The organism is Nocardia asteroides, assembly GCF_900637185.1.
In the GTDB taxonomy this organism is placed as follows: Bacteria; Actinomycetota; Actinomycetes; order Mycobacteriales; family Mycobacteriaceae; genus Nocardia; species Nocardia asteroides.
This window is the reverse complement of the sequence record NZ_LR134352.1, coordinates 4,803,197-4,819,373: the sequence shown is the minus strand read 5'-3', so window position 1 is coordinate 4,819,373 and position 16,177 is coordinate 4,803,197. Positions and strand designations below refer to the sequence as shown.

Here is a 16,177-nt window from a genome sequence, read left to right as displayed (position 1 = left end):
GACGCCCCGCCGACCGGCCGCGCTCGCGGTCGACGGCGGGGGCGTCGCCGTCCGCAGCCTCGCGACACACGGGTGCGTGAGGGTCCGGTCGGCTACCTACCCGGTGCGGGACCGGCTCTGACGACCTTTCACGGTCGCGACCCCAGCACGACGGTGGCGTAGTACTCCTCGGATTCCTCGACGCGGGGCACCAGTCCGTGCCCGGCCAGGATCGCGCACGCGCTCTCGACCTGTCCCGTTGAGGTTTCCACCAGCACGGTGCCGCCGGGCGCCAGCCACCGCGCGGCCCCCGCCGCGACCCGCCGGAACACGTCGAGCCCGTCGGCGCCGCCGTCCAGGGCCACCAGGGGTTCGTGCTCGCGGGCCTCCGGCGGCATGTCGGCCACCCGGTCGCTGGGCACATACGGTGTGTTCGCCAGCAGCACGTCGATCCGTCCGCGCAGATCACCCGGCAGCGCGTCGAAGAGATCACCGCCGAAGACGGGCGCGTGCAGCGGCGCGAGGTTCGCCCGCGCGCACGCCACCGCCACCGGATCGATGTCGGCGGCCGCGAGTTCCACGTCGTGTCCCCGCGCGCCGAGCTCGGTGGCCGCCGCGAGCCCGAGTGCCCCACAGCCGCAACACAGGTCGACGACACACACCTGCGCCGCACCCGGCGCGACCCCGGCCACCGCCCGCTCGACGAGGAACGCGGTGCGCTGCCGGGGCACGAACACCCCGGGCCGCACACCGACGCGCAGCCCACGGAACTCCACCCAGCCCAGCAGATACTCCAGCGGCGTGCCCGCGACCCGCTCGGCGACCAGGCCCGCGAGGCGGTCGGCGTCCCCGGCGGCGGCCTCGACCAGCAGGGCGGCCTCGTCCTCGGCGAACACGCAGCCCGCGGCACGGAGCGCGCCGATCACCGCGGTGGGGGCGGAAACAGTCATGCAGCGATTGTCCCGTGCCGGGCAACCGGTTTTCCCGCGGCGGGCTCAGCGCGCGGTGTCGAGCTCGAACGTGCGGGTCGCGTCCAGGTAGATGCCGCGCTGGGCGATGCGCGCGGGCGGCGGCAGCTGGGAGACCAGCTGCTCGAGCGAGGTCATCGCGCCCACCACGTTCGTACCGGCCACCAGGAAATCGGCGACCGCGCGCCGGATGTGGTTCGGCGAGGTCACCACGACCGCGCTGGTCGCGCCGATATCGCGCAGCAGCCGGGTGCTGAACAGCGCGTTCTGCACCGTGGAACCGGCCCGATCCTCCACATGGATGCGCTCGTTCGGCAATCCGCGCCCGACCAGCCAGCGCCGCATCGCCTCCGCCTCGGACACCCCGTTCTGCGGGTTGCCGCCGGTGACCACCACCGGCGAGAACGGCGCGGCGACCGCCTGCAACCAGGCCGCGGTGAGCCGGTTCTCCAGCTCGGGGCGCAGCGCGCCGTCGGGCAGCAGGCCGTAGCCCAGCACCACGATGCCGGTCTGCGGGCCGATCAGCGCGGGCAGGGGATTGGGCAGGGTCGAGGCCGCCGCGGTGACCGCGCGCAACACATTCGAGGTGCCCGCCGCCATGCCGCCGTCGATCGCGCCGAGCCGCGCCATCGCCTCGCCGACCGCGGCGGGGTCGCCCGCGTAGTGCGACCAGATGGCCTGCAGGGCCAGTGCGTCGACATCGTTGGGGTCGGCGGCGATGAGGGCGCGCAGATCGGCGCGCCCCGCGGCGTCGTCACCGTCGGTGAAATGCCGCTGAGCGGAGTTGTACAGCGCCGTCACGTCCGCTTCCGCGGCGGCGGGGGCGACACCGGCGGAGGTGACCGCGGCTACCGCGGCGGCCGCGGCGGCCAGCTGTTTCCAATGCCTCGAGAACTTCACGACAGTCGACACCCTTCCCGCGAACGGTTCGGTACGTGCTGGCAGAGCTGGTGGCAGAGCTGCCGACACCCTACGGCCGGGCCGCCCCGGCGCCGAGCACCCCGACGACCTTCCGCGCGTCGCCGCCCGGTGGTCGGCGCCGCGGGTTGCGGCGGATAAGCTGATGCACCGTGGATACCGCTTCGCTGACCGGCAAGGAACTCGCCGCCGCCATCAACGCCGACACGAAGGAGCGCGCCGCCGCGCTCACCGCCGCGGGCACCGCGCCCACGCTGGCGCTGATCGTCGCCAACGACGACCCGGCCAGCGCCTGGTACGTGAACTCGCTGCGCAAGGCCGCCGAACGCCTCGGAATCGCTTGCGAGCGCATCGATCTGGGCGCCGACGCGAGCGCCGAGGCGATCCGCGCCGAGCTCACCGCGCGCAGCGCCGACCCGGCCACCGACGCGATCATGCTGCAGACGCCGCTGCCCGCGGGCGTCAGCCTCGACGACGTGAGTTCGGCGATCGCCGCGCACAAGGACGTCGACGGTGTCAGCCCGCTGTCACTGGGTCTGCTCGCCGCCGGCCTGGACGGTTTCGTGCCCGCCACCTCCGAGGCGGTCGTGGAACTGCTCGCGCACCATGGCATCGCGCTGGAGGGCCGCCCGGTGACCGTCGTCGGCCGGTCCAACATCGTCGGCAAGCCGCTCGCGCAGCTGCTGCTGGCCAGGAACGCGACGGTGACCGTCGCGCATTCGCGTACCGCCGATCTGGCCGCGGTGACCACCCCCGCCGAGATCGTGGTCGCGGCCGCGGGCCGGATCGGGCTGGTCACCGGCAAGCACATCGCCGACGGCGCCGTGGTGATCGACGTGGGCACCAACGAGGCCGCCGACGGCGGCATCGTGGGCGACGTGGACGCGGCCTCGGTGCAGGGCAAGGCCGCGGCGCTGAGCCCGGTCCCCGGCGGCGTCGGCCCGGTCACCACCGCGCTGCTGATGCGCCACGTGGTCGTCGCGGCCGAGAAGGCCCGCGCCTGAGCGGGTTACCCGCCGTCCTCGATCGGGTCTAGCGGACCGGCCCGATCGAGGTGATCAGATACTTGCCGCCCACCTTGGCGGTGCCCACCAGCTGCGGGTTGTAGATGATCGGCGCGGAATCGGGCCGGAACTCGGTGATCACCACGAAGTACTGACCGGCGAACGCGGCGGGCGTGATCGACAGGCAGTGCGTGGTGCCCACCGGAATCGTGTCGATCCCGGCCTGGATCGCGGTGCCCGAGGGGAGCGCGGCGTCACCGGAGACGAGTGTCCTGGCCTGATCACCAGAGCGCGCCACGTAATACGCGTGCTGGAAGGCCAGGATCGCGGCGACGCCGTTCTCGGTGCCGCCCGGCCCGTTGCCCTGGATCTTGCTGCCGACCTGTTCGGGCGGGCAGCTCCCGGCGACCGGTACCGCGCTCGCCGGCGCGGGCTCGATCGGCGTGCTCGCGGCCGCGGACTCCGGTGCCGGACCTCGCAACTGGTAGTAGCCGCCGCCGATCAGCAGCGCGCCCGCCACCGACGCGGCCAGCGGCGCGGCCCACCGCGGCGGACGACGGCGGCGCCGGGATCGGTCGATCATCCGCGCGAAGACCTCGTCGTCGCCGCCGTAGTCGGGGGCCGGGCGCTCGGGTTCCGCCGTGGCCGCGACCCAGTCGGCCCAGGTGCCCGCAACCACGGGGGCGCGCGTGTCGGGGGTGATGATCGGCAGTTTGTCGGTGCTGGGGCCGTTGTCCGGTTCCGGAAGGGCGTGGCGCGCACCGGGATCGAACGGTCCGCCGACGATGGGCAGCCGATCGGTGGCGTAGTTGTCCGCGGGGGCGAGACTGCGCAGCGGCGCGGGCCGCGCCTCGGGCTCGGTGGCGTGGACCGCGGACAGGGAGATCACCGGGATGCCCGCGGGCGTCGTCGGACCACCGGCGATGCGATGGCGCGGTCCGGTGACCGGTTGCGGACCGGATTGCTCGGTCAGCCGGCGGGGGCGCGGCGCACCCAGATCGCGACCGGGGCGCCGGGATCCGGCAGCGGTGAACGGCACACCGGCCGATCCCGGGTCCTGCTGCCGTGCCCCGATCGGTCTGTGCGCATCCGGTCGATCCATCGCCCCACCTTCATCAGGCTGTCGCCGTCAGTTCGTCCCACAACGATTTCGTTACGGGCACGATACTGCGCTGACGGTGGGATCGGCGAATGCCACGAGGGAATTACTCACCAGTGAATGTAGACCGGGTCACCGATCCCGACATTCTCGTAGTACCAGGCCGCGTCGTCGGGGGAGAGATTGATGCAGCCGTGGCTGACATTGGCATAACCCTGCGAGTCCACCGACCACGGTGCCGAGTGCACGAAAACGCCACCCCAGGTGAGGCGCTCGGCCCATTCACCGTCGATGATGTAACCCTCGGGGTCGTCGAGCGGAATGCCGATCGTGCGCGAGTCGAACACCACCGAGCGGAACTTCTCCAGCACGGTGAAATTGCCCGTCGGCGTTTCGAAACCGGGCTTGCCCATCGAGGCGGGCATGTTCCGCACCACCTGGCCGCCGATGCTGACGGTGAAGGTGTGCGCCGACAGGTTCGCCTCGGCGTACACGCCGCCGTTGGTCTGGAACTCGGTGCGCAGATTGCCGAACTGCACCGAGATCGGTGCGCTGGCGGGCAGATTCGCCGACGGCGTCCAGCGCAGCTCGGTGTTGTTCACCCAGGCGAAGGTGCCGGGCAGCGCCTCGGTCGAGCGGATCGTCGCGGTGCGCTCGGCGGCCGCGCGGTCGGTGACCGGGGCGGCGAAGGTGAACGTGACCGGCGCCGCGACGCCGACGAGCTGTCCGTTCGCCGGGGAGATCGCGGTGACCGTCGCGGTCGGGGTTGTGCCGATCAGGGCCGCCGACGCGGCTCCGGACCAGAACGCGGCGAGGAGTGCCGCCATGGTCGCGACGAACAGGAAACGAAGTGCGTTCTTCATAAACGCCACCCCTTCAGTCACTCGTAGGCGGATTCCAAGTCTAGGCCGCCATGATCAACTAGACCTATCGAAGTGATAACGGCCGACGGGCCCATCGGAGTGTCGTCTTGTGTTCGTGCAGGTCATGCGCCCTGGAAATCGATCCCACATCGATACCGGTTCAGCCGAGCCGGCCCGGCCCGGGCAGCGGGACCGGCGCGACCGCCCGCGCGGCGTCGAATTCGGCTCTGGCCGCGGTGATCTCGTGCTGATGCCGGACCACCCAGGCGCCCATGGCGTGGCTGATCCGGCCGAGGTCGGTGCCGAGCGGGGTGATGGCGTACTCGACCCGCGGCGGCACCGTCGGGTACACGGTGCGCCGCACGAGCCCGTCGCGTTCCAGGTCACGCAGGGTTTTGGTGAGCATCTTCTGGGTGATGCCGTCGAGCCGCCTGCGCAGCTCGTTGAACCGCACCGGACCCTGGGCCGCCCGCAGCGTTCCCAAGACCAGCAGTACCCACTTGTCGGCGAGCACGGCCAGTAGCTGCCGGGCCGGGCAGTCGCGCAGGAAGGCCTCGACCGAGCCGTCACGGTCGCCGGGCGTCGGGACAGTATCCATGAGGTACCACGGTATCGGAAAGGTGCCTACTTCCCCGGAGATACCACGGCGCCCAGACTGGAACGCATGTGGCAGATCGCGCAGACGGCAATCGGTGGACCGGACGTGTTCGAACGGGTGGAGGTGCCGCGCCCCGAACCCGGGCCGGGGGAGGTGTTGCTGCGCGTGCTGGCGACAAGCGTGAACGCCGCCGACCGCAAGCTGCGCAGCGGCCACAACCGCACCCTGGGGCCACCGCCGCTCGTCCTGGGACTGGATGTGTCGGGTGTCGTCGTCGAGCGCGGCGACGCCGCGCACCGGTTCGCGGTCGGCGACGCGGTGTACGGCATCGTGTTCGGCGGTGCGAACGCCGAATACGTGGTGGCCCACCAGGATCGGCTCGCTCCGGTGCCGGATTCCCTCGATCCGGTGGTGGCGGCGGCGCTGCCGGTGGCCGGGCTCACCGCCTGGCAGACGCTGTCGTCGGTGCGCGCGGGGGAGCGGGTGCTGATTCACGGGGCCGCGGGCGGTGTCGGGCATCTGGCGGTCCAGCTCGCGGCGCGGCGCGGAGCCTGGGTCGCAGGCACCGCCCGGGCCGAGCATCATGGCGCGTTGCGCGCCCTCGGCGCCGCGGAGCTGATCGACTACCGCACAGCGGATTTCACCAGCGGCGTGCGTGACATCGACCTGGTGCTGGAACTGATCGGCGACGACACCACCGACCGATCGCTGCGGGTGCTGAGCCCGGCCGGGCGGGTGATCGCCGCCGAGGGCCCGGACATCCACCCGGACGCGCGGGTGACCCGGTTCCGGGTGGCGCCGGCGACGAGGGCGCTGACCGAGCTCGCCGCCACCGTCGCCCGCGGCGATCTGGCCGTGCACATTGCGGCCGTCCTGCCGCTGGCCGAACTCGCCGCGGCGCATCGGCTCGGCGAGGCGGGCGGGGTGCGCGGCAAGATCGTGCTGACCGCGGTGTGAGTCAGCCCCGGACGGCGTGCAGGACGTCGGCGTGCAGCGCGTCGGCCCGGGCGGCGATGGTCTCGACGCGCAGCAGGGCGGTGGCGAAACCGTCGCCCAGGGCGGCCGGCAGCGAGCCGACATTGATCTCGATGTTGAGCTGGGAGCTCAGCGCGGCCGCGCGCGCGGCGTCGGCCGCGGCGCCGATGTCGGTGACCACGTTGGGGTTGCCGATCGGCAGCAGTTCGGCGGCCAGCGACAGGATCTCGTCGGCCTCGTCGACCACGGCGGCGGGCACCCGGGCGGCCTCGACCAGGGCGGCGTTGATCGCCTCGGTCCGGGCGGCCTGGTCGGCCTCGGTGTCCTTGGGCAGCTTGTAGGCGTCGCCGACCGCGGTGAACGCGGCGGCGTCGGCATCGGCCAGCGCCAGCGAGCGGGTGCGGGCGGCGTCGGCGGCCTCGATGATCCGGTCGACGACCGGCCGGTGCGCGGCGTCCTTGGCCCGGGTGGTGTAGCGCGCGACCATCGCGACCAGCGCGGCCGCCTGGGCGGCGTGCAGGGCCGCCACCGCGCCACCGCCGGGCGCGGGCACCTTCGCGCCCAGCTGCGACAGATAGTCCTCCAGGGTCACCGCACCGAAGGAGGGGGTGGTCTGCTGCGGCGAGGCGGTGGGCTGCGACACGACGAGGTGGCCTTTCGATGCGGCGAGAAGTGCGGGGAATCGCCGTCAACGCTACCGGGTCGCCGCCCGCGTACCCCGCCCGACCAGCACTCCCGGCGACAGACCGACCGGTCGGGGTGGCTGTCGGCGGCGGGGCTATGTTGAGACCATGCGGATCGGATTGAGCATCAACTACTCGGGCGGTTTCAAGGAGGTCGCGGCCGAGGTCGCCGACCTGGAACGCGCCGGCCTCGACATCGTCTTCGTGCCGGAGGCGTATTCGTTCGACGCGGTCAGCGCCCTGGGCTACCTGGCGGCCCGCACCGACCGGGTGCAGCTGGCCTCGGGCATCCTGCAGCTCTACACCCGGACCCCCAGCCTCACCGCGATGACCGCGGCCGGCCTGGACTTCGTCTCCGACGGGCGCTTCATCCTCGGCATCGGCGCCTCCGGTCCCCAGGTCATCGAGGGCTTCCACGGCGTGCCCTACGACGCGCCGATCGGGCGCACCCGCGAGCTGGTGGAGATCTGCCGCCAGGTGTGGCGTCGCGAGAAGGTCAACTACCAGGGCAAGTACTACCAGATCCCGCTGCCCGCCGACCGCGGCACCGGCCTGGGCAAGGAACTGAAGCTGATCAATCGTCCCGTGCGCGAACGCATCCCGGTGCTGCTGGCCGCGCTCGGCCCGAAGAACGTGGAGCTGGCCGCCGAGGTCGCCGAGGGCTGGCAGCCGATCTTCTTCCTGCCCGAGAAGGCCCAGGACGTGTGGGGCGACGCGCTCGCCGCGGGCAAGGCCAAGCGCGACCCCGCACTGGGCGACCTGGAGATCTTCGCCGGCCCGCCGCTGGCGATCGGGGACAACGTGACCCCGCTGCTGGAGTTCGTGAAGCCGCACCTGGCGCTCTACATCGGCGGCATGGGCGCCAAGGGCAAGAACTTCTACCACACGCTGGCCACCAAGTACGGCTACGGCGCCGCGGCCGACCGCATCCAGGAGCTCTACCTGGCCGGTGACAAGCAGGCCGCCGCGTCGGCCGTGCCCGACGACCTGGTCCGCGACGTCTCGCTGATCGGCACCGAGAGCTTCGTCAAGGAGCGCATCGCGGCCATGGCCGCGGCCGGTGTCACCACCCTCAACGTCACGCCGCTGGCCGAGGACGCCAAGGGCCGGGTCAAGCTGATCGAACAGCTGCGCGGCCTCTGCTGAGACCCCCGCCGACGCGAACGCGCCGCCGTCCTCGCTCCGGGCGGCGGCGCGTTCGTGTGGGTCAGGACGTGAACGATGCCAGCGCGGCGGCCAGCGTGGTGTGCATGGCGAACACCTGATCCAGGCTCGTCATCTTGAGCTGCCTGCTGGTGGCGGGCCCATCGGCGACGATCGCGATCGCGGTGTTCGTACCGGCCCGCTGATGGGCGGCGACCAGGGTCGCCATGCCCGCCGAGGCCAGGAAGCCGACCGCGGTCAGGTCGATCACCAGCGCCGCGGGTTTGCCCGCCAGGATCGCCTCGATGGCGGCGTCCAGCGCGGGCGCGGTCGCCAGATCGACCTCGCCGGTCACCGTGAGCACCGTGACGCCGTCCTGTACCGCCGTCGTGGTGGTCATCGTGTCCGTGAGTGGATACGCGTCTCCGGATGAATTGGTCACGACTCAACAACACACAACTTCGCCCGAATACGCAAGCCATCCGGCGGCGAGCAGGCTGCCGGAGCCGCTCGCGCGCCTATACTCGGGAACCGGTGCGAGTCTCCGCCACGCCGTGTGCCAGGGAACAGGAGTACCGATGCTGCCCGACCCCGTCGACGCCACCGACCTCAACATCTACGGCACCGACCAGCTGCCGTGGAGCCGGGTGCGCAGCGCGCTCGAGACCGGCCTGGCCGCGCTGGAGACCGCCCAGTTCCTCGGCACCGTCGGTCCGGACGGCAAGCCGCACGCGGCGGGCATCGGCGCGACCCTGGTCGGCGAGCACTTCTACTTCACCAGCGGTCCCGCCGCGCACAAGACCCGCTACCTGGCCGCGAATCCGGCCTGCACGCTGTCGTTCCGTTTCCCCGACGATGTCGACCTGGTCGTCGAGGGCGTCGCCACGCGCACTCTCGACCACGCCGAGATCGATCGGGTCACCGCCGACTACCGCGACACCGGCTGGCCCGCCGAACGCGCCGGCGAGGCCGTCACCGCGCCGTTCAGCGCGCAGAGCGCCGGACCCGCGCCCTGGTATCTCTACCGCTTCACCGCCCACTTCGCCGTCGGTGTCGCGCTGACCGATCCGCACGGCGCCACCCGCTGGCGTTTCCCGCACTGACGCGCCACCGCCGCGTCGGCGCGGAATCCGGGCCGGGCGATGGTAGAGCTGGCAGGCATGAGCCGCGCGGTGGTCTGGATGCTGTGGATACTCGAGCTGAGCGTGACCGTCCTCGGCCTGGTCTGGCTCCTGTTCTACTCCTGGAGCGGGTCCGGTATCGGGGTGCTGGTGGTCTGGAACGTGCTCGCGCTGGCCTACATCGCGGCGGGGTGGGCGCTGCTGAGCAGACGGCTGCCCGACGAGCCGGGGCTCGAGTTCGCCGGGTGGTGGATCGGGCCGCGCTGGTACGCCACCATGATCGCGCTGGTCGCCAGTGGTTCCGGGCTGGCCGCCGGGATGATCCTCGTCGTCGCCAAGAGCGCCGCCGCGGAGGAGCCGCTCACGCAAGGGGTTTCGGCGGCCACGGTCCTGATGTCGTGGCTGCTGCTGCACACCGCGTTCGCGCAGATCTACGCCCGCGCGTTCTTCCCCGGCGGCGGACTGCAATTCCCCGAGTGCGCGGTGCCGCAACTGGCCGAGTTCGTCTATTTCTCCTTCACCATCGGCACCTCGTTCGCGGTCTCGGACGTGTCCGTGGTCGACCGCGGGATGCGCAGGCGGGTCACCGCGCACAGCGTGCTGAGCTTCTTCTTCAACGCCGCCGTGGTCGCCATCGCCATCGACTGGCTCAAGGGCTGAGCGGTGCCGCCGGGGTAGGTCTGGCGTATTCCCGAAGTCGTCGTACTGTGAGGGCGTGAACATCGATGTGACGCCGCTACCGGGGATCGGCGTGTGCAAGGACTTCCCGCTGGCCGAGGCGCGGCGCCGGATCGGCGTGATCGAGCATCGCGACGGTTCGGTGGACCTGGTGGTCTCCCGGCCGGGCGACTACGACACCACCACCTCGATTCCTTTGTCCAGCACCGAGATCGGAGTGCTGGCCGGTTTGCTGGGCGCGCCCCAGGTGGTGCAGAAGACCCGCGACGCGCTCGTGGTCGGAGGGCTGTCGACGCGGCAGTTCGCGATCGATCGCGGCAGCCCGTTCGACGGCCGCCCGCTGCGCGACACCGAGATGCGCACCAGGACCAAGGCCTCGGTCGTCGCCGTGGTCCGCGCCGGTGAGGTGACGCCCTCGCCCGGAACGGATTTCACCTTCATCGCCGGTGATCTCGTCGTCGTGGTCGGCACCGAGACGGGGCTGGAGGCCGCCGGAAGGTTGCTCGACCAAGGCTGACCGGCCCGCGGAATGGTAAAGGGAAGGTAAGGTATCGCCTAGCTGAGGTTAGGTGATCCAATGAATGTAGATGTGACTTCCCTGCCGGGAATCGGTGTCAGGAAAGAGTTTTCGCTGTCGAAGGTGGACCGCCGGATCGGTGTGGTCGACCATCGGGACGGGGGGACCGACCTGATCTTCACCAAGGTCGGTGACCCGGACACGACCGTGCAGGTCCCGCTCTCGGAGACCGAGGCACGCACCCTGGCCAGCCTGCTCGGGGCGCCGCAACTGGTCGCGCAGCTGCGCGAGGAGCACCGCGAACTCGACGGGGTGAGCACCCGGTCGCTGCCGGTGCCGCCGAACTCGCCGTACGCCGGGCGGCGCCTGGGCGAGACGGAGATGCGGACCAGGACCAGGTCCTCGATCGTCGCCGTGCTGCGGGCCGGCCAGGTGCACGCCTCGCCGGGACCCGAGTTCGAGTTCGTCGGTGGTGACATGGTCGTCGTGGTCGGCACCAATGCCGGGCTCGACGCCGCCGCTGCGATTCTCTCCGACGGCTGAGCTCGTGCAGCTCAGTGGAACCGCGCTGGCATTGATCCAGTTGGGGGCGGTGTTCTTCGGGTTGGGTGTGCTGGGCCGGATCGCGGCGCGCGTGGGCTTGTCGCCGATCCCGCTCTATCTGCTCGGTGGTCTGGTGTTCGGCACCGGCGGCCTGATCGAACTGCACGAGGTGGAGGACTTCATCCATCTCGCCAGCGAGATCGGCGTCGTGCTGCTGTTGTTGCTGCTCGGTCTGGAGTACACCGCCGGTGAACTGGTCACCGGCATGCGGAAATCGTGGACGGCCGGTCTGCTCGATCTGGTGCTCAACGCGACGCCCGGGGTGATCGTCGCGCTCATGCTCGGCTTGGGACCGACCGGGGCGATCGCGATGGCGGGCGTCACCTACATCTCCTCGTCCGGCATCGTCGCCAAGGTGCTCAACGATCTGGGCCGGCTCGGCAACCGGGAGACGCCGGTGGTGCTGTCGATCCTGGTGTTCGAGGACCTGGCGATGGCGATCTACCTGCCGGTGCTGACCGCGGTGCTGGCCGGTGTCGGATTCGCGGCGGGCCTGACGACGGTGGGGATCGCGCTGGTGGCGGTGACGATCGTGCTCGTCGTCGCGCTGCGCTACGGCAAGTACGTCTCGGCGATCGTGGCCAGCGAGGACCGGGAGATCTTCCTGCTCAAGCTGTTGGGCTCGGCGCTGCTGGTGGCCGGTGTCGCGTCGGCGGTGCAGGTGTCGGCGGCGGTCGGGGCGTTCCTGCTCGGCATCGCCATCTCCGATTCCACCGCGCACGACGCCACCAAGATCCTGGAACCGCTGCGTGATCTGTTCGCGGCGATGTTCTTCGTGCTGTTCGGCCTGAGCACCGACCCGGCGACGATCCCGCCGGTGCTGGGCTGGGCGGTGTTGCTGGCCGTGGTCACCACCGCGACCAAGATCGCCACCGGCTGGTGGGCGGCCAAACGCGCGGGTGCCTCCCAGCTCGGCCGCGCCAGGGCGGGCACCGCGCTGGTGGCGCGCGGCGAGTTCTCGATCGTCATCGCCGGTCTGGCGGTGGCCGCGGGCGCGGTGCCCGACGAGTTCGCGGCGCTGGCCACCACCTACGTGCTGCTGATGGCGGTCATCGGGCCGATCGCGGCGCGCGTTGTCGAGCCGGTCATGCGGGCCACCGTCACCCGCAAGCAGAGCGTGCGGGCGGACCCCGCGCTGGAGTGAGCGGTCCATCGCGGCCCCCCCGCGCGGGGGCCGCGATGGGCTCACGGCTCGATCAGCCCGGCGCGGATCGCGTATCTGGTCAGGTCGAGGCGGTCGCGCAGGCCCAGTTTCTGCAGGATGTTGGCGCGGTGCCGGTCGACGGTCTTCGCGCTGATCACCAGGGTGGCGGCGATGTCGCGGGCCGAGTGCCCCTCGGCGATGAGCTTGAGCACCTCCTCCTCGCGCGGGGTCAGGATGGTGTCGGGCAGCGCCGAACCCTGGCGGGCCAGCTGCAGGTAGTCGCGGATCAGCGCGGTGACCGCGCCCGGGTACAGGAACGATTCGCCGCGCATGGTGGCCCGGCACGCCTCGATGAGATCGCGGTCGGCGACCGACTTGAGCACGTACCCCGACGCGCCCGCCTTGAGCGATTCGAAGAAGTACTGCTCGTTGTCGTACATCGACAGCATGAGGATGCGGGTGCCCGGCCGGGTGCGGGTGATCTCGCGCGCGGCCTGGATACCGGTCATCCGCGGCATGGCGATGTCGAGGATGACCAGGTCGATGCCGTCGTCGGCCAGCGCGGTCACCGCGTCGAACCCGTTGGCCGCCTCGGCGACCACCCGCAGATCGGGTTCGTTGTCCAGGATCATCCGCAGCCCGCTGCGGACCAGGGCGTGGTCGTCGGCGAGCAGGATGCGGGTCGGGGCGCTCATGTCGGTGCTCCGTTCCGCCGCACGGGGATCGCGAGTTCGACCGCGGTGCCGCCCGCGACCGGGGAGTCGATGGTGAGGGCGGCGTCGATCAGCAGGGCGCGCTCCCGCATGCCCCGGATCCCGGCCCCGTCCATGGCGACACCGCCGCGGCCGTTGTCGGACACCCGCAGGATCACCGCGCCGCCCCGCGGGGCCAGCAGCAGGTGCACCTCGTCGGCGCCCGCGTGCCGCAGCACGTTGGTCAGACTCTCCTGGGCGATGCGGTAGCAGACCAGCTCGACGTTCGGGTCGAGCCGGGAGATGTCCGGATCGAGGTGGCGGTGCACGGGAACCGCGGCGGTGCGGGTGAATTCGTGGCACAGCGCGTTGATCGCGCTGTGCAGTCCCAGATCCTCGAGCACGTCCGGGCGCAGGCGCGCGGCGATCCCGCGGACCTCGTCGAGGCAGCCGCGCACGGTCTCCTGCGCCTCCTCGACCTCGGCCCGCAGCTCGGTGGGCGCCCGGTCGAGGACCCGTTTGAGCCGCAGCAGCGCCACGGTCAGGCTCTGCCCGATCTCGTCGTGCAGTTCCCGCGCGATCCGCCTGCGTTCGCCCTCCTGCGCGGCCAGGGCGGTGGCGCCGGCGACGGAACGTTCGGCCTCGAGCCGGTCGAGCATGGCGTTGAACGTCTCGATCAGGTGGTGGAAGTCGCCGCTGTCGCGCCGGTCCAGCCGGGCCGCGCGTTGCGGCGGGTCGACCCGGCGCATCGAGGCCACCAGCTCGTCGAGCGGGGCGAAGCTGGTGCGCAGCGCGAGCGCGTTGGCGGTCAGGATCACCGCCAGCCCGATGAGCAGCACCGGCACCTCGGTGAGCCGGACCCGGGCCGAGACGGTGGCGGGGGACAGCGCCAGCACCAGCGTGCCGAGGGTGAAGACGACGCCGTTGAGCAGGCAGACCCGCCAGAACAGGGCCGTGACCGGAGTACGGGCTGCTGGACGGTTCATACGACCCAGCATGCTGGCGCTCCGCCCGCGTGTCTATGGGGTCCCGCACCCATCCGGCCTCCACCCCGCAGGTGTCGCGGCGCCCGGAAATGGGTGCCACGGCCGATGGTGACGGCCGGTGCCGCCGCCGAGACTCGGTATATCGCATTCCACCAGGCCAGGAAGGACCCGCTCGCCGATGGACACCGAGCGCACGACGATCCCCGGCACCGGCGTGCTGCACCACTTCCGCACCCGCCGCGGCACCCGCTTCGCCCTGCTGACGGAGCCGACCGGCACCCGGCACCTGCTCGCCTACGCCGCGGACCGCGACGAGCCCGCCGCCGACATCGCGCTGGCGCCTGAGGAAGCCGACCAGCTCGCCGAGCTGCTGCGCAGCAGTGCGGTGCTGGACCGGGTCGCCCGGCTGGAGCGGCGCCTCGACCACCTCACCGAGCGGGGCTGACCGGTCGTGCGCGCCAGGGACATCGCGATGAACCTGCCCACCGTGCGGCCCGCCGATCCGGTGGCCAGGGCGGTGCGGCTGATGGTGGTCAACCGGCTGCCGGGCCTGATCGTCGTCGACGCCGCCGACCGGCCCGTCGCGGTGCTGCCCGGCACCCAGGTGCTGCGCCTGGTGATTCCCGGCTCGTACCAGAACGATCCGACACTGGTCCGCACCATCGACGAGGTACACGCCGATCTGTTCTGGCAGGAACCGGGCAGCCTCACCGTCGGTGACTGCCTGCCCGACGGCGCGGCCACCCCGGCGACGGTGACCCCCGACGCCACGCTGCTCGAGATCGCGATCCTGATGGCGCGCAAGCACTCTCCGCTCATCGCCGTGGTCGACCGGTCGCGCACGCTGCGCGGGGCCATCACGCTGGAGCGGTTGCTGACCAGTCTGGCCGTCGCGGGCCCGGGCGACTGAGGCCGACCGATGGCCGCCGCGCTCGCCGTGCTGATCTTCGTGGTCGCGTTCTACTTCATCGCCACCGAGAAGGCCGACAAGGTCAAGACCGTGCTGATCGCCGCGGGACTGATGGCGGTGTGCGGGCTGATCCCCGGCGAGGAGGTGTTCTTCTCCCCGCACGAGGGGATCGACTGGAACGTGATCTTCCTGCTGCTCGGGATGATGATCATCGTCGGTGTCGTCAAGCAGACCGGGCTGTTCGACTATCTGGCGATCTGGTCGGCCAAGCGCTCCCGGGGCAACCCGTACCGGCTGATGGTGATGCTCATGCTGATCACCGCGGTGGCCTCGCCGTTCCTGGACAACGTCACGATCATCATGCTGGTGGCCCCGGTGACGCTGGTGGTGTGCCGCCGGCTGGGCATCGCCGCGCAGCCGTTCCTGATCGCCGAGGTGCTGGCCGCCAATATCGGTGGCGCCGCCACGCTGATCGGCGATCCGCCCAACATCATCATCGCCAGCCGGGCCGGTCTGACGTTCAACGACTTCCTGGTGCACATGGCGCCGATCGTGGTGCTCACCTTCGCGGTGTTCGTGGCGCTGACCCGGTTGCTGTTCCGCTCGGCCCTGCGCACCGATCCGGGCTCGGTGGACGCGGTGATGGCGCTGCAGGAACGCCGCGCGATCCGCGATCCGAAACTGCTGATCCGCTCGCTGATCGTGCTCGCCGGGGTGATCGTGGGGTTCTGCCTGCACAGCGTGGTGCACGTGTCGCCGTCGGTGATCGCGCTGGTCGGCGCGGGCACCATGGTGCTGGTGTCGGGCCTGGACATCGGCGACATCCTGCACGAGGTGGAATGGCCGACGCTGGTGTTCTTCATGGGCTTGTTCGTCATGGTCGCCGGGCTGGTGCACACCGGGGTGATCGCCGCGATCGGCGGCGCCGCGATCCACCTGGTCGGCGACGACTACTTCCTGGCCGCCACCGCGCTGGTCTTCGGGTCCGCGCTGCTGGGCGCGTTCGTCGACAACATCCCGTACACGGCGACGATGGCCCCGGTGGTCGAGGACATCGTCGCCGGTGCCCCCGACCCCGAGACCGGGCGTGCGCTGTGGTGGGCCTTCGCCCTGGGCGCCGACTTCGGCGGCAACGGCACCGCCGTGGCCGCCAGCGCCAATGTCGTCGCGCTCGGGATCGCCGCCCGGGCCGGGCAGCGGATCTCGTTCTGGCAGTTCACCCGGTACGGCATCGTGGTGACGCTGCTGAGCACCACGATGGCGTGGATCTATGTGTGGCTGCGCTACTTCTGACCC

Annotated in this window: 20 protein-coding genes; 11 read left to right on the top strand and 9 right to left on the bottom strand. The window is 71.3% G+C overall.

From position 1 onward, the window contains the following. Window positions 1-128: 128 nt before the first annotated feature. Window positions 129-929 (bottom strand): putative protein N(5)-glutamine methyltransferase, encoded by an 801-nt coding sequence (locus EL493_RS22525; protein ID WP_019047600.1) that lies wholly within the window; start codon window positions 927-929, stop codon window positions 129-131. 45 nt (window positions 930-974) lie between these two features. After that, window positions 975-1,847 (bottom strand): YdcF family protein, encoded by an 873-nt coding sequence (locus EL493_RS22520; RefSeq protein WP_019047599.1) that lies wholly within the window; start codon window positions 1,845-1,847, stop codon window positions 975-977. A gap of 170 nt (window positions 1,848-2,017) precedes the next feature. Here EL493_RS22520 and EL493_RS22515 point away from each other — a divergent pair, with 170 nt between their 5' ends. After that, window positions 2,018-2,869, top strand: coding sequence for a bifunctional 5,10-methylenetetrahydrofolate dehydrogenase/5,10-methenyltetrahydrofolate cyclohydrolase (locus tag EL493_RS22515; RefSeq protein ID WP_019047598.1), 852 nt, complete (start codon window positions 2,018-2,020; stop codon window positions 2,867-2,869). A 28-nt stretch (window positions 2,870-2,897) separates the two neighbouring features. On the opposite strand, the gene EL493_RS22510 is transcribed toward EL493_RS22515, so the two are convergent. The 3 genes from EL493_RS22510 to EL493_RS22500 all read right to left on the bottom strand — a co-directional run bounded on the left by EL493_RS22510 (window position 2,898) and on the right by EL493_RS22500 (window position 5,429). After that, a complete protein-coding gene (locus EL493_RS22510; RefSeq protein ID WP_022566751.1) occupies window positions 2,898-3,971 on the bottom strand; it encodes a hypothetical protein in 1,074 nt (357 codons plus the stop codon). Window positions 3,972-4,078: 107 nt separating this feature from the next. Further along, entirely contained in the window at window positions 4,079-4,831 is a 753-nt protein-coding gene (locus EL493_RS22505; RefSeq protein WP_019047596.1) for a L,D-transpeptidase, read from the bottom strand. Window positions 4,832-4,991: 160 nt separating this feature from the next. Next, window positions 4,992-5,429: a winged helix-turn-helix transcriptional regulator gene (locus EL493_RS22500; RefSeq protein ID WP_019047595.1), complete on the bottom strand. Its 438-nt coding sequence runs from the start codon at window positions 5,427-5,429 to the stop codon at window positions 4,992-4,994. 66 nt (window positions 5,430-5,495) lie between these two features. Here EL493_RS22500 and EL493_RS22495 point away from each other — a divergent pair, with 66 nt between their 5' ends. Further along, on the top strand, window positions 5,496-6,386 hold the full coding sequence (locus EL493_RS22495; protein WP_019047594.1) for an NADP-dependent oxidoreductase: 891 nt from the start codon (window positions 5,496-5,498) through the stop codon (window positions 6,384-6,386). Between the two features lies 1 nt (window position 6,387). Here EL493_RS22495 and EL493_RS22490 read toward each other — a convergent pair whose 3' ends face one another. Beyond that, complete coding sequence (locus EL493_RS22490) at window positions 6,388-7,047, bottom strand: cyclodeaminase/cyclohydrolase family protein (protein WP_019047593.1); 660 nt, start codon at window positions 7,045-7,047, stop codon at window positions 6,388-6,390. A 148-nt stretch (window positions 7,048-7,195) separates the two neighbouring features. Between EL493_RS22490 and EL493_RS22485 the strand changes: the two genes are divergently transcribed. Further along, window positions 7,196-8,233 (top strand): LLM class F420-dependent oxidoreductase, encoded by a 1,038-nt coding sequence (locus EL493_RS22485; RefSeq protein WP_019047592.1) that lies wholly within the window; start codon window positions 7,196-7,198, stop codon window positions 8,231-8,233. A 61-nt stretch (window positions 8,234-8,294) separates the two neighbouring features. Here EL493_RS22485 and EL493_RS22480 read toward each other — a convergent pair whose 3' ends face one another. After that, complete coding sequence (locus EL493_RS22480; protein ID WP_019047591.1) at window positions 8,295-8,630, bottom strand: STAS domain-containing protein; 336 nt, start codon at window positions 8,628-8,630, stop codon at window positions 8,295-8,297. Window positions 8,631-8,808: 178 nt separating this feature from the next. Between EL493_RS22480 and EL493_RS22475 the strand changes: the two genes are divergently transcribed. From EL493_RS22475 to EL493_RS22455, 5 genes are read left to right on the top strand one after another with little or no spacing between them, the layout of a single operon-like run. Next, the gene (locus tag EL493_RS22475; protein ID WP_019047590.1) at window positions 8,809-9,333 is read left to right on the top strand and encodes a pyridoxamine 5'-phosphate oxidase family protein; all 525 of its coding nucleotides are present in this window, start codon (window positions 8,809-8,811) and stop codon (window positions 9,331-9,333) included. A gap of 57 nt (window positions 9,334-9,390) precedes the next feature. Beyond that, window positions 9,391-10,011: a DUF1345 domain-containing protein gene (locus EL493_RS22470; RefSeq protein WP_019047589.1), complete on the top strand. Its 621-nt coding sequence runs from the start codon at window positions 9,391-9,393 to the stop codon at window positions 10,009-10,011. A 55-nt stretch (window positions 10,012-10,066) separates the two neighbouring features. Next, window positions 10,067-10,546: a cation:proton antiporter regulatory subunit gene (locus EL493_RS22465; RefSeq protein WP_022566753.1), complete on the top strand. Its 480-nt coding sequence runs from the start codon at window positions 10,067-10,069 to the stop codon at window positions 10,544-10,546. Between the two features lie 60 nt (window positions 10,547-10,606). Beyond that, entirely contained in the window at window positions 10,607-11,089 is a 483-nt protein-coding gene (locus EL493_RS22460) for a cation:proton antiporter regulatory subunit (RefSeq protein WP_022566754.1), read from the top strand. A 4-nt stretch (window positions 11,090-11,093) separates the two neighbouring features. Further along, window positions 11,094-12,293 carry a cation:proton antiporter gene (locus EL493_RS22455; RefSeq protein WP_030203715.1) on the top strand — a complete coding sequence of 400 codons (1,200 nt, stop codon included), beginning with the start codon at window positions 11,094-11,096 and terminating at the stop codon, window positions 12,291-12,293. 41 nt (window positions 12,294-12,334) lie between these two features. Here EL493_RS22455 and EL493_RS22450 read toward each other — a convergent pair whose 3' ends face one another. Both EL493_RS22450 and EL493_RS22445 read right to left on the bottom strand, forming a co-directional pair. Next, the gene (locus EL493_RS22450; RefSeq protein WP_019047585.1) at window positions 12,335-12,988 is read right to left on the bottom strand and encodes a response regulator; all 654 of its coding nucleotides are present in this window, start codon (window positions 12,986-12,988) and stop codon (window positions 12,335-12,337) included. Continuing rightward, window positions 12,985-13,971, bottom strand: coding sequence for a sensor histidine kinase (locus EL493_RS22445; protein WP_019047584.1), 987 nt, complete (start codon window positions 13,969-13,971; stop codon window positions 12,985-12,987). The genes EL493_RS22450 and EL493_RS22445 overlap by 4 nt, the downstream gene beginning before the upstream one ends. Window positions 13,972-14,149: 178 nt before the next feature. Between EL493_RS22445 and EL493_RS22440 the strand changes: the two genes are divergently transcribed. The 3 genes from EL493_RS22440 to EL493_RS22430 are packed head-to-tail and all read left to right on the top strand — an operon-like array spanning window position 14,150 to window position 16,174. Then, window positions 14,150-14,416, top strand: a complete 267-nt coding sequence (locus EL493_RS22440) for a hypothetical protein (protein ID WP_019047583.1) — start codon at window positions 14,150-14,152, stop codon at window positions 14,414-14,416. A 27-nt stretch (window positions 14,417-14,443) separates the two neighbouring features. Beyond that, entirely contained in the window at window positions 14,444-14,881 is a 438-nt protein-coding gene (locus EL493_RS22435) for a CBS domain-containing protein (RefSeq protein ID WP_174436000.1), read from the top strand. A 9-nt stretch (window positions 14,882-14,890) separates the two neighbouring features. Next, window positions 14,891-16,174: an ArsB/NhaD family transporter gene (locus tag EL493_RS22430; protein WP_019047581.1), complete on the top strand. Its 1,284-nt coding sequence runs from the start codon at window positions 14,891-14,893 to the stop codon at window positions 16,172-16,174. Window positions 16,175-16,177 lie beyond the last annotated feature (3 nt).